Annotated in this window: 9 protein-coding genes; 5 read left to right on the plus strand and 4 right to left on the minus strand. The window is 61.8% G+C overall.

All coding sequences use genetic code 11. From position 1 onward, the window contains the following. Positions 1–31: 31 nt before the first annotated feature. From HMPREF3149_RS07920 to HMPREF3149_RS07930, 3 genes are read left to right on the plus strand one after another with little or no spacing between them, the layout of a single operon-like run. Positions 32–1,456, plus strand: coding sequence for a hypothetical protein (locus tag HMPREF3149_RS07920; RefSeq protein WP_070537377.1), 1,425 nt, complete (start codon positions 32–34; stop codon positions 1,454–1,456). Further along, positions 1,456–2,559 (plus strand): glutamate ABC transporter substrate-binding protein, encoded by a 1,104-nt coding sequence (locus tag HMPREF3149_RS07925; RefSeq protein ID WP_083280812.1) that lies wholly within the window; start codon positions 1,456–1,458, stop codon positions 2,557–2,559. Before HMPREF3149_RS07920 ends, HMPREF3149_RS07925 begins: the two co-directional genes overlap by 1 nt. Further along, positions 2,556–5,276 (plus strand): serine/threonine protein kinase, encoded by a 2,721-nt coding sequence (locus HMPREF3149_RS07930; protein ID WP_070537378.1) that lies wholly within the window; start codon positions 2,556–2,558, stop codon positions 5,274–5,276. Before HMPREF3149_RS07925 ends, HMPREF3149_RS07930 begins: the two co-directional genes overlap by 4 nt. 125 nt (positions 5,277–5,401) lie before the next feature. Here HMPREF3149_RS07930 and HMPREF3149_RS07935 read toward each other — a convergent pair whose 3' ends face one another. After that, positions 5,402–6,622: an acetate kinase gene (locus HMPREF3149_RS07935; protein ID WP_070537379.1), complete on the minus strand. Its 1,221-nt coding sequence runs from the start codon at positions 6,620–6,622 to the stop codon at positions 5,402–5,404. Further along, entirely contained in the window at positions 6,623–7,978 is a 1,356-nt protein-coding gene (gene pta / locus HMPREF3149_RS07940; protein WP_210385432.1) for a phosphate acetyltransferase, read from the minus strand. Positions 7,979–8,331: 353 nt separating this feature from the next. On the opposite strand from pta, the gene HMPREF3149_RS07945 reads away from it, so the two are divergent. Together HMPREF3149_RS07945 and HMPREF3149_RS07950 are read left to right on the plus strand one after the other, a co-directional pair. Further along, the gene (locus HMPREF3149_RS07945; RefSeq protein ID WP_070537381.1) at positions 8,332–10,461 is read left to right on the plus strand and encodes a glucose PTS transporter subunit IIA; all 2,130 of its coding nucleotides are present in this window, start codon (positions 8,332–8,334) and stop codon (positions 10,459–10,461) included. Between the two features lie 140 nt (positions 10,462–10,601). Then, the gene (locus tag HMPREF3149_RS07950) at positions 10,602–11,429 is read left to right on the plus strand and encodes a PRD domain-containing protein (protein WP_070537382.1); all 828 of its coding nucleotides are present in this window, start codon (positions 10,602–10,604) and stop codon (positions 11,427–11,429) included. Between the two features lie 49 nt (positions 11,430–11,478). On the opposite strand, the gene HMPREF3149_RS07955 is transcribed toward HMPREF3149_RS07950, so the two are convergent. Next, on the minus strand, positions 11,479–12,399 hold the full coding sequence (locus HMPREF3149_RS07955; protein WP_070537383.1) for a class F sortase: 921 nt from the start codon (positions 12,397–12,399) through the stop codon (positions 11,479–11,481). Between the two features lie 209 nt (positions 12,400–12,608). Beyond that, positions 12,609–12,966: hypothetical protein (locus HMPREF3149_RS13615; protein WP_371440963.1), on the minus strand; the 358-nt coding region annotated here is incomplete at its 5' end.

Genomic DNA, 12,966 nt, shown 5'->3' on the forward strand with positions numbered 1-12,966 from the left:
ACTTACGGGTGAAGAGCGCTATCCTAAGGGAATGACCGGCCCGGCCACCGAACTGCGCGAGCACTCCCCCGAATCGTGGGGCGATCACTGGCTCGATGACGTCCCCGAGCCCGCCGCACCAGCGTTTAGCCGTCCCACGCAGCTAGCCATGAGTTCTTTTGCTGGCCCGGCGCGCGTGGTGAGGCGCCTGTACAGCTTCGCTGCCACCACCCCAGGCAAGCTTTTTACCGTCACGCTCATCCTCACCGCGGCCCTCGCTGCGGCGGGTTTTTCCATGTCTTCATCCTCAGCCGCCCGCCATGACGACCTCGACGCGCTGTTGACCTCAACCGAGCCGATGTCGAATGCGGCGCACCATCTTTACACCAACCTCTCGCTCGCAGACACGGTTGCCACCACCGGCTTTGTCCAAGCAGGTGTGGAGCCGGAGGGCAACCGCAAGCGCTATAACGAAGCCATCGACGCCGCTGCCGTCGCCGCCACACAGTCCGTCGTGGGCTCTTCTGCCGAGGATGAACGCGTGCGCGAACTCGTCACGTTTATCCAGCGCGAGCTGCCCGTCTATACCGCTCTGGTGGAAAAGGCCCGTGTCAACCACCGCGCGGGCAATGCGGTGGCAAATTCCTACATGTCGAATGCCTCTGCGCTGATGCGCACCCGCATTCTTCCGGCCGCGGCGGAGCTGTTCACCTTGACTTCGGAAAAGGTCACCCAGCAGCAACAACGCCTTACCCGCCCGCAGTGGGTCCCGCTCTCCGGGCTGGTGGCGGCGCTCATCTTTTTGGGCTTGGCTCAATGGTGGCTGTGGCGCCTCACCCGCCGCCGCCTCAACCGCGGATTCGTCGTAGCCACGGGCTTGCTCTTTATCGCCTTGGCATGGGCTTCCGCCGCGAACTTTGCCACATGGGCCTCGGGCCACCAGGGCTTCGAAACGGTTTCGCGCCCCTGGGACTCGCTCACTGCGTCCCGTATTGAGGCCCAGCAGATGCGTACCTCCGAGACCCTCGCGCTGGTCCTACGCTCCTCCCAGCAAGACATGTCCGTGCACTTCAACTCCACGGTCTACTCCGTCAACCAGGCCCTGCGGAATTATGAAGAGGCTCTGGACGAGAGCTCCGATCCCACCCTCATACCCCAAGCCACGCAGGCAGTGGAGGATTGGAGCACCACGCACGAGGCCTTCATGGAGGATCTTTCCACGGGCGACTACGACGCCGCGGTGTACCAAGCCACCGCCATCGATCCGGATGGCGCCCCTACCGCCGCCAGCGCTTTCAATGCGGTGGACAATTCACTGGCCGCCCTCATCGATGAGGCCCGCGAGTCCATGCGCCAGTACTTGATGCGGGGCCTTAACGCCATGACCCTGGTGTCCACGGGTGTTTCGCTGGCGACGTTCGGCGCCATCATCGCGGTGTGGTTGGGCATTCGTCCGCGTCTGCAGGAGTACCTCTAATGAAACGCCTGTGCTTGTCAGCGTCCCTCCTGGCCACCTTCTCCCTCATGCTGAGCGCCTGCGAGACTACCCACACCACGGCGCCAGATCCCGTCCTGTCCACGAGCGCGGATATCCATTCCACCCCCGGCCCACCGCTGCCGGAGGATGCCATCATCGAACCGGCCGGTGTGGGCGAAGCAGCCAAGCCGAACGATGCGGAGCCCTATGGTTCCTACCGCCCGGATGACAAGACGCCGGAAGAGCGCGTGCCGGACATTATCAAGCGCGGCCGCCTCATCGTGGGTGTGGATCGCTCCAATAACCTGTTGAGCTACCGCGATACCGTCACCGGTGAGGTGCGCGGCTTTGAAGTGGACATTGCCCGCGAAATCGCCCACGATATCTTCGGTGACTCGTCCAAGGTGGATTTCCGCTTCGTGGAGGCCTCCGACCGCGCCAAAGCCCTCAATGATCGCACGGTGGATATGGTCATTCGCACCATGACGATTAGTCCGGAACGCCAGCGCGAGGTGGCTTTTTCCATCCCGTACATGAAGACGGATGCCCGCCTGCTCGTGCTCAAGAACTCCGGCATTCATTCCATTGAGGACGCCGCGGGGCTGACGCTCTGCGCGGCGAAAGGCTCAACCATGGTGGATGCCATTCGCAAGCATTCCCCGTCCTCCGACATTCTGGAGACCCACGCGTGGGGCGATTGCCTCATGGCCCTGCAGCTGGGGCAGACCGATGGCATTGTGGTCGATGATGCGCTGCTGTCAGGCATGCTGGCTCAGGATTCCTACACCGAGATCGTCGGCGATGCCCTGGAGACCCAACGCTACGGCGTGGCCGTGCGCAAGCCAGATGCCTCCTATGACTCCCGCCCCCTCATCCGGCAGGTGAACTCCACCTTAGAGCGCATCCGCTCCGATGGCACGTGGCTGAGGCTCTTCAACACATGGTTGGGAAATTACATGGATCGCCCCTCGCTTCCCGCGCCGAAGTATCTCAACGAGACACCGCCTGCCACAAAGTCCACCTCCTCGGAAGAGTCTTCCGGTGAGGGCCGCGCCACCAAGGGCGATAACAAGGCCGACACGACGGAGGAGAGACAACCGTGACGCACCGCTTCAGCGAAGACGAGCTCGATCACCTCACGCCCGAGGAGCACGAGCCGGACGCTGCGCCCTCAGCACGCCCCGCCCCCAGTGATGCCTCGCGCTACGACGACACCAACGACGCCACCGAGGCCGTTCCTTTCGACCCCTTCGCCGACGACGACTACGAGGTCAACAGCGACGTCGACAGTGAAGGGACTAGCAAAGGCAACAACCCTGCGGCTGCAGAAGAAGCCACGGATGCCACCGTCGCCGCCGTCCGCCCATCCAGCGCCCCGGGAGCAGCCGACGCCGGTGGCTCTGCCGGGGCATCAGACCCCGCCGAAGCTTTCGACCACACCGCGGCCGTTCCCTTCGATCCTTTTGCCGACGATGAGGACGATGGCGATGAAGGCAATGCAGACGGCGTCGTCCTGCCTACGCCCGCCCACCCCGGCGCGGGCGGTAAGGCCACTGGTCGAGCACCGCGCTCTGGTACATCCGGCGACGGTGACTACGTCGATTCCGACAACATCGCTGCGCTGATTGAGGAACTGGGCCAGCTGCGTGATCGCCGCAAGACTGAGGATCCTTCCCAGGCCTCACGCCGCCGCGCCATCGACACCTTCCGTCAGCGGCGCACCACCAAGCGCACCGACCGTGAGGTGGCCGACGGCATGGCCACCTTGCCCTTCGTTGTTCCCAGCAACCCGCGCGAGGCGCTCATTGATCCGGAGGATTCGCCACGTGTTGCCCCGCCGCAGCTTAAGCCCGGTGACATAGTGGCGGAGCAGTACGAGATTCTCGGCGTCCTTGCCCACGGTGGTCTGGGATGGATTTACCTGGCCAATGACCACTTCGTTTCCGGGCGCATCGTCGTGCTTAAAGGCATGCAGTCAGAAAACTCCGCCGAACAAACCGCCACTGCTGAATCGGAGCGCGAGTTCTTGGCGGATATTACGCACCCGAACATCGTCAAGATTTTCAACTTCATCGATGACGCCCGCGTGCCCGGCGGCTTCATCGTTATGGAATACGTCGGTGGCCCCTCACTCAAGAGCCGCCGCAACCACCAGGAGAATGACGTCTTCCCGGTCGATACTGCGATTGCTTACATCCTGGAGATCCTCCCCGCTTTGGATTACCTCCACGCACGCGGCGTGGTCTACAACGACTTGAAACCGTCCAACATCATCGTCACTGAAGACCAAGTCAAGCTCATTGATCTCGGCGCGGTCTCCGGCATCGGTGCTTTCGGCCATATCTATGGCACCCAAGGTTTCCAGGCCCCGGAAATCGCCACCAAGGGGCCCTCCATTGCCAGCGACATCTACACCATCGGCCGCACCTTGGCCTGCATGGTGCTCAAGCTGCCGGTCGAGGACGGCGTGTACAAACCTGGCCTGCCCACCCCGGCCGAGGAGCCGCTGCTGCGTCGCTATCTCTCCTTCTACCGCCTGCTGCTGCGCGCTACGGATCCGGATCCGGACAAGCGCTTCCACTCCGTGTCTGAGCTGCGCAATCAGCTCTTTGGCGTGCTCCGTGAGGTCATCGCCATCCGCGATGGCATCCAGCACCCGGCCCAGCACTCGGTGTTCTCTCCGCAGCGTACAACCTTCGGCACGAAGCACCTGGTCTTCCGCACGGACCAGCTCATTGACGGCATCGATCGCACCGTCCGCATCACCGCCCCCGAGGTCGTTTCCGCCCTTCCGGCCCCGCTCATCATGCGCTCCGATGTGGGTGCCTCGCTGCTTCAGGGCTCCTCCTACACGGAACCACAGGAAGCTCTGGAGACACTCCGCCAGGCCATGCAGACTCCCGAGTATGAAGAGTCCGCGGAGATTCCCCTCGGCGTGGTGCGCGCGATGATTGACCTGGGGTATATCGGTCAGGCCCGCGAATGGCTGACCTCCATCAAGGACCGCCTGGGCAATGACTGGCGTTTCCACTGGTATTCCGGCGTGGCGGAACTGCTGCTGGACAAGTACCGCGAGGCCCAGGCTCACTTCGCCCATGTCCTCGACATTTTACCTGGTGAAGCTGCCCCTAAGTTGGCCATTGGCGCGGTCAATGAACTGATTCTCCAACAGTTGGGGTTCTCAGAAGCAGCGCTTATCGACGCCTCCGTGGCCCGCGCCTGCGCCAACCTCACCACCTCACTTGCGGATCTACCCAACGAGGTTTTCGAGGAACAGCCGGGAATCTGGGACCACGTCACCGAGGAGCCAGCGCACCTGCGTTTCAATTCGATGCGCCTCTACGGAATCGTGTGGGCCACGAACCCATCGACGGTTTCCTCCGCCTTCGGTTTGGCCCGCCAGCTACGCGCGGAACACCAAGTGGAACTGGCCGTGACCACCTTGGACAAGGTCCCGAATGCCTCGCGCCATCACCGCATGGCGCGCCTGACCACGATTCTGCAGCTCATTGTCCATGATCTCTCCGAGTCGCGCATTCGCCGCGCTGCCCGCCGCCTTGAGGAGATTCCGCAGAACGAACCGCGGTTCCTCCAGATCAAGATTGCCGTCATCTCGGCCGCCTTAACTTTCTTGCGCGATGCCGACCTTGACGCTTCGGCTTCCCCCAACGACCTTTTCGAGTTTCCCTTTACCCAGCGCGGCCTGCGCTATGGCCTGGCCGATACTCTGCGGGCTCTTGCCCGCCAGGCGCCCTTCTCGCGCCACCGCTACGCCCTCGTAGACCTGGCCAACAAGGTCCGCCCGGTCACCCTTTTCTAGCTCCCACGGCATTCTAGCTCCCCTACGCGCGCCGAAACCCCCGAGAGAGGAACACCACTCTCAGGGGTCTGCCCGGAATCAACGCGTTGAACAGTTGAAAAGATGAAGCACGGACAGGCTAAGACCTAGTAAAGGCCCGCCTCACGTGCCATATCTGCGATGACCGCAGACTTCTGTGCAATTGCCAACTCCTCGTTGGTCGGCACAACGAAAACCTTGACTTGGGACTCGGCGGTCGAAATCATGCGCGGTTCCTTGGATCGCACCAGGTTGGCTTCCTTATCAAAGTCAATGCCGTACATATCCAGGTTGTACAGCGAATCCTGGCGGACCTCGGTGTCATTCTCACCCACACCGGCGGTGAAGGTGATGGCATCCACGCGGCCCAGCGCAATCATGTAGGAACCGATGAAGCGACGCAGCTGGTGGATGTAGATGTTGTACGCCAGCCAAGCATCCTGGTCCTCGTTGTTGATGCGCTCACGCAGCACGCGGAAGTCGTTGACACCCGCAATGCCCTTCACACCAGACTGCTTGTTGAGCAGGTTGTCAATCTCATCGATCGACATGCCCGCCTGACGCGACAGATGGAAGATGATGCCCGGATCGATGTCACCGGAACGGGTACCCATGGCCAGACCAGCCAGCGGGGTGAGGCCCATCGAGGTGTCAATCGGGCGGCCATTGCGGATAGCGGCCGCAGAGGCACCATTGCCCAGGTGGAGGGTGATTTGGTGCGTGTGCGCAGGGTCGCGCCCCAGCAAACCTGGAACCTGCTGCGAAACAAATTCGTGGGAGGTTCCGTGGAAGCCATAACGACGAACGTCATACTTCGAGGCCACCTCATTGTTGATGGCGTAGAGCGCAGCTGCCGGTGGCATCTGGTTGAAAAAGGCGGTATCAAAAACCGCGACGTGCGGGATGTCCGGCAGTAGTTTGCGGGCCACACGAATGCCATCGAGGTTGGCCGGGTTGTGCAGCGGGGCCAGCGGGATGAGGTCCTCAATCATGGACTCAATCTGGTCCACGATGAGCTGCGGCTCACTGAACAGGCGGCCGCCGTGAACAACACGGTGGCCCACGGCGATGACCTCGACGTCCGTCGGGCCCACGCCATGCTCGTGCATGATGCTGAACGCACGGTCGAGGCCGAAGGAGTGGGAGGGAATCTCCAGCTCTTCCTTGAATTCCTCGCCACCAGTCTTCACGGTTACCGCACCCTGCGGCTCACCGACCTGCTCCACCAAGCCGGAGACCAGCGGGGTATCGGTAGCGGTGCTTTCCGGATCAACCAGCTGGAACTTAACGGAGGAGGAACCGGAGTTCAGAACGAGTACGTATGCCATTTACTTCACTCCTGCCTGGATAGCGGTAATTGCCACGGTGTTGATGATGTCCGGAACGGTCGCACCACGGGAGAGGTCATTGACCGGCTTGTTGAGGCCCTGCAGGATGGGGCCGACAGCCAGGGCACCACCGGTGCGCTGGGCGGTCTTGTAGCCGATGTTGCCGGCCTCCAGGTCTGGGAAGACAAAGACGGACGCCTGACCAGCAACCGGGGACTCCGGGGCCTTCTTGGCGGCCACGCCGGGGTCACACGCGGCGTCGAACTGCAGCGGACCGTCCACAGCCACGGAGGAATCGATGTTCTTGGCGGCTTCCACGGCTGCCGTAACTTTTTCCACGTCTGGGCCAGCACCGGAGGTACCGGTGGAGTAGGACAGCAGGGCCACGCGCGGGTCCAAGCCAAATTGCGCGGCGGTCTGTGCCGAGACGATGGCAATCTCACCGAGCTGCTCCGGGGTGGGGTTCGGGTTCACGGCACAGTCACCGAAGGCCCACAGGCGCCCCGGCATGACCATGAGGAAGATGGAGGAGACCACGGAAGCTTCCGGCTTGGTCTTAATGATCTGGAAGGAGGGCTTGATGGTGTGCGCTGTGGTGTGTGCGGCACCGGAGACCATGCCATCAGCCAGGCCCTTGTGGACCATCATGGTGGCGAAGTAGGACACGTCCTTCATGGTCTCGCGCGCCTGCTCCAGGGTCACGCCCTTCTTCTTGCGCAGCTCCGCAAAGTCCGCAGCAAACTCTTCTGCTAGCGGGGACTCCAGGTGGTTAATGACGTCCACTCCGGACAGGTCGATTCCCAAGTCCTGAGCGCGCTTCTCCACGGTGTCATCACCCAGGATCGTCAACTTCGCCACCTTGCCTTTGAGGAGCTCACCGGCGGCTTCAAGAATGCGGTCATCTTCGCCCTCCGGCAGGACGATGTGCGCGCCCACCTCGCGGGCCTGGTCCAGAAGCTGCTTCTGAAAGAGTTCCGCACACATATACGGCTCAATCTCCTCCAGTGAGGAGAGGGCACCGGGAACCGAGGAGACATCGGTCAGCGCGTCCACCACAGTCGCTCCCACGGAGCGTGCGTGATCGAGGGCAAGCTCCGCGGTGCGGGCAGGCGCGTTGGAGATGAGCACGAACGGCAGACCCAAGGCCGCTGCGGCCTTGGCATCAAAGTCCATGACACCCGTGCCCTGAAGGACTACGTTGCCCTCCGGGACGTTGTCGAGGACCTGGCTCAGTTCCGTGCCAAGGTCATCAACCTTGGCGAAGGTGGCGCCGAGCTCCTGCGCAACAGCCTCAACCCCCAAGCCGTCGAAGCCGCGTCCGATGACGCTGATGAATGCGGAATTACGTGAGGACATTGTGGGCATGAACAACCTTTCTCTCATGGGAAGGCGTGTAGCCCCGCTCACACACAGGGCACACAGTGACACCTTCACAGTACGGGAACATGCCGCGTTACGTCGCACCGACGTTTCCGGCCCCACACCATCTTCCCTGCACACACGCCCCTGCCGCACAAGGAAGTGCCCTATTACACACAGACTTGTTTAACGTGATGCGTGCGGAGTAGGCTCCAAAGCAGGATTGTTACTTCGGGCAAGACCTAGGCTCCCCACTCATTGCCGCGTGGGGATGGTTCGCTATGAACCATGACGGCCTAGGTCTTTTGTGGTTTTTATACTCCAGCCCGCTTACCCGCGAAAGGACTGACATGTCGACTGAAGTTCGCTCGCCAGCTGAAGCCATCATCGATGGCATCGGCGGAGCGGAGAACGTCACCTCGCTCACGCACTGCGCCACGCGCCTGCGCTTTGAGCTGGCCGACGCCTCCAAGGCAGATAAAGAAGCACTCGAGGCTAACCCCAAGGTCATGGGCGCTGTGCCGCAGGGTGGTCGCAACTACCAGGTGGTCATCGGTGGCGACGTCGCCACGGTCTACGACCAGATCATGGCCCTTCCCCAGATGAAGAACGCTGGCGAGTCTGACGGACGCTCCAACGATGACGTCAAGGCCGCCGCCCGCGCCAAGTCCAAGGGCAAGCTGCCATGGATGGATACCTTCTTCGAGTACCTCTCGGATTCCTTCCGCCCCATCCTGGGTGTGCTGCTGGGCGCTTCCCTCATCATCGCCTTCGCTTCGGTACTGGATGCCTTCGAGGTCGTGGACTTCCGCTCCCCGGACAAGCCGGCCTCCTGGTTCTTCGTGGACGCCATGTGGCGCTCCGTGTTCTACTTCCTGCCGGTGATGGTGGCCTACAACGCTGGTAAGAAACTGCGCATCGACCCGTGGGTCCCGGCCACCATCATGGCCGCGCTGTTTACTCCGGAGTTCCTCGATCTCTCGGAGAACCCCGCGGTCCAGTGCGTCACCAACGACACTCTGGGTGCTGAGCAGTGCTCCATCCCTATCTTCGGTATGACCATGCAGCTGCCGGAGTACGGCGGCAACGTCTTCGTGCCGCTCATCATGGCTGCCGTCGCCGCACTGTTCTACAAGGGCTTCCAGAAGATCATTCCGTCCGCGGTCCACATGGTCTTCGTCCCGTTCCTGACCCTGCTCTTCGTCATCCCGTTGACCGCTTTTATCATTGGCCCGTTCGGCGTGTGGGCCGGTAACGGCATTGGCGCCGGTCTGTCCTGGATGAATGACAACGCTCCGTTCGTCTTCGCTCTGGCCATCCCGATGCTCTACCCGTTCCTCGTCCCGCTGGGTCTGCACTGGCCGCTTAATGCCCTCATGCTGGTCAATATCCAGACCCTGGGCTATGACTTCATCCAGGGCCCGATGGGCGCATGGAACTTCGCCTGCTTCGGTGCTACCGCCGGCGTGCTGGCTCTGTCCATCCGTGACCACGACACCGTGATGCGCCAGACCTCTGGCTCTGCTCTCCTGGCCGGCCTGCTCGGTGGTGTGTCTGAGCCTTCCCTCTACGGTATCCACCTGCGCTACAAGAGGATTTACCCGCGCATGCTGGTGGGCTGCTTCGCTGGTGGCCTGACCGTGGCTCTGCTGACCCTGGGTACGAACGGCATTACGACCGACGCCTTCGTCTTCACCTCCCTCCTGACCATTCCGGTCTTCACCCCGATGGCCAAGTACGCCATCTCCATCGCCGTGGCTTTCGTCGTGGCCTTCCTGCTCATCTTCTTCACCGATTACCGCACCCCGGAGGAACGCGCAGAGGCTAAGGCCGCACGTGAGGCCGCCGAGCGCGGCGAAGCTAACGCCGACAATGCCGGTGACGCCGGTGACGCCACGCTTGCCGACGCCTCCCCTACCACCACCGAAACCGCCGGCGCTGCCGGGGCGGGCGCTGCAGGTGCTACAACCGCTACCGCCACCAAGAGCGACGCCCCGGCCAAAGCCGCTGAGCCCGCTGCTGGCACCACCACTGACATCGCCTCCCCAGCTGCCGGTGAGGTTGTAGCCATGGCCGACATCGATGACCCGGTCTTCTCCGCCGGCACGCTCGGTGATGGTGTGGGCATCGTCCCTGAAAACAATGACGTCTACTCCCCCGTGTCCGGAACCGTGGTCAGCGCCATGAAATCCGGCCATGCCTACGGCATCAAGACTTCAGACGGCGTGGAGGTCCTCGTCCACATCGGTATCAACACCGTAAAGATGAAGGGTGAGGGGTTCACACCAGCCGTCAAGAAGGGCGACACCGTGAAGAAGGGTGAGCTCCTAGCCACCGTTGACTTCGACAAGGTCCGCGCGGCCGGCTACGACACCACCATCGTCCTAGCTGTAACCAACACCAAGGCTTTGGCTGCCGTGTCTCCGGCTGGTCTGAAGCACGCATCTGCGGGCGACACGGTTATCACCACCACCCGTTAACAAACCTCCGACTAAGCTGGCTCGATGTTCCGCCATCGTGGCCAGCTTTGTCATATGCGGATCGAACCTTATCCTCGGGCCCCCAGGCCCAGTCGGCCTTTCTACACAAGAAGAGTCCTCCCACAAGAGAAAGGTGCCTCGTGCAACTGTTGCGTGTGTTTAACAACAACGTCGTTCTCGCACGGCGCGGTGAGGAAGAGGTCATCGTCACTGGCCGCGGTATCGGCTTCCAAGCCCACCCCGGATCACCAGTAGATCCGGACAAGGTGGCCAAGGTTTTCGTCCCCGATTCTGGCCGCGATCCCGATCACCTCGCCGCCATGATTGCCGGTATCCCCGGCGAGTACGTGCAGCTGGTCATTGATGCCATGCACAGCGTGGACATGTCGGAGGCCCTGCGCAGCAAGCTCACGCTCGTCGTGGCAGTTGCGGATCACATCCACGGCGCGGTCTCTCGGGGCACCGCAATTGCTTATCCCTTGGAGGCTGAGGTCCGCCATCTTTACGCCGAGGACTTTGCCCTCGCGCAGCATCTTCTGGCCGCCATTAACGATGGACTTCAGAACCCCCTAGCCCAGGATGAGGCTGTGGCTATTACCTTGCACCTTGTCAACGCTGGCTTCGCCGTCGGTGATTTGTCGGGCACCTACCGCATGACGGGCCTCATCCAGCAGATTTTGGCCGTGATTGGTTCCCACAATGACACGGAGCTCAACAGCGAGGACATCTCCGTCGCCCGTTTCATCACGCACCTGCGCTACCTCTTCGTGCGCATGGCGGAGCATAAGCAACTCGATTCCGATGACCGCCAAGTAGCCACTGCCATTTCGGCCCGCTACCCCGAGGCCGGCGAGACGGCCCAGATTGTTTCCAATCTCATTGAGCTGCGCCTCGATGACGCGCTCACCCCCGATGAGGTCTCCTACCTAACGCTGCACATCGCACGCCTGCAGGAGGCCTCTGTCTAGCTGCAGTCAGCCCCCCCACAGACGCAGCTAGACAGCACTGGATCCGATATTAGGCCGCCGGTACCTCAGCCGGGGCTTCAGCAGGAGCCTCAGCCGGGGCTTCAGCAGGAGCCTCTGCCGGCACTTCGCCTGCCCCTTCGACAGGCGCCACCGGCTCCGCCACGGTAATGATGTTGTCCTCGTAGCCCAGCTGGCCACCGACGAACTTTCCGCCACACGTAATGAGCACCAGGCGGTTCTCGCCCTCGGTGTCATTGACAACGTCTGGGAATCCTGCGCCCTTCGGCAAACGATACGGCGCCTCCGTCACGCGGAACATGCGCTCCTCGCCATCAATGTAAACCGTGAACTCCTGCCCCTGTTCCAAGGTGGTGAATTTCTCGGCAAAGCCGGTGCCCTGGCCCTGGTAATTGATGTGGCCAGTAATCACGCTGGAGCCCACCGGGCCTGCCTCGCCGGGAACTGCCGACGCCGAGTACCAGCCCAAACGCGACACATCACGCGGCGGAATCAACATTCCGTTCTCAGTGACCTGAATTGGGTCAACCGCTGCGATCTCCTCGTTGATGCCCAGCGACATCGCACCGAAGTCACGGAATTCACCCGGGGCAGCATCAATCTCTTGGTTCTGCTCACCCGAATCATCCACGAAGGGATCGTCATTCGTCGTCGGTGCGGCCTCCTCCGTGGCCGACGCCACCGTCGAAGACGCGCCTGCGTCCCCTGCGTCATCGTCGCCGTTACGACCGAAATACAACACCAGCTGGATAACCACCAGGATGATGGCTATCAACGCCAGGATGGCCCAGAGCGCCTTCTTACCGCCCTTCTTCTCACCATCATCCGGCTTCCTGTGTGCGCCACCGGCCGGCACCGATGCTGATGACGATGCCGCCGCGGCATCTGATTCCGCACCAGAATCCTGCCCGGGATATTTCGGGATTCCGTTCGTTTCTTCCGAATCAGACATAGCTGTTTACTCCTTCGTTGCTGCAGGCCACCGCAACACGCAGTTGACCTCGTGGTGCTCACACACTTCAATAATAATTTTTCTAATTAAACAATAGATGACAAATCCCCTCCAGTGTTCACTACGAACCCTGGAGGGGATTGCCCTACACAAGTTCTGCCCCTTCCAACCCCTGCCTTGATGGGCTAGGGACCGGCGGACGAGGCGGACTACTTGATGAAGTCCTTCATGCCAGGCTCAAGCTTGGTCGCACCGGACGGTACGTGCTTGATCTCGACACGCTCAGCGTTGGACGGCAGCGGCATGCCAGCGTCCTCCGGCGGGGTAGCGTCCAGGACGACAACCTCACGGTCATCGCGACCAGTGTTTTCACCAGTCTCCTCGGACGACTCACCAGCGTTGTCACCGGTGGACTCGCCGCGGTTATCGCCGCGGTCGTTGTCCTCGATGACCTCAGAGGTGCCCTTACCACCATCGTGGTCGCCACCATTGCCACCGTTGCCACCGTCGATAATGAGCTTGATGAGGCCCAGACCTGGGATGAGCAGCAGCCACCACGGCAGGTCA

The organism is Corynebacterium sp. HMSC05E07 (assembly GCF_001807225.1).
Classification (GTDB): Bacteria; Actinomycetota; Actinomycetes; order Mycobacteriales; family Mycobacteriaceae; genus Corynebacterium; species Corynebacterium singulare.

Excerpts from the sequence above, each read along its gene's own strand:
- HMPREF3149_RS07935 (WP_070537379.1), bottom strand. The coding sequence starts at position 6,622 with ATGGCATACGTACTCGTTCTGAACTCCGGTTCCTCCTCCGTTAAGTTC.
- pta (WP_210385432.1), bottom strand. The coding sequence starts at position 7,978 with ATGTCCTCACGTAATTCCGCATTCATCAGCGTCATCGGACGCGGCTTC.
- HMPREF3149_RS07955 (WP_070537383.1), bottom strand. The coding sequence starts at position 12,399 with ATGTCTGATTCGGAAGAAACGAACGGAATCCCGAAATATCCCGGGCAG.
- HMPREF3149_RS07945 (WP_070537381.1), top strand. The coding sequence starts at position 8,332 with ATGTCGACTGAAGTTCGCTCGCCAGCTGAAGCCATCATCGATGGCATC.
- HMPREF3149_RS07925 (WP_083280812.1), top strand. The coding sequence starts at position 1,456 with ATGAAACGCCTGTGCTTGTCAGCGTCCCTCCTGGCCACCTTCTCCCTC.
- HMPREF3149_RS07920 (WP_070537377.1), top strand. The coding sequence starts at position 32 with ATGACCGGCCCGGCCACCGAACTGCGCGAGCACTCCCCCGAATCGTGG.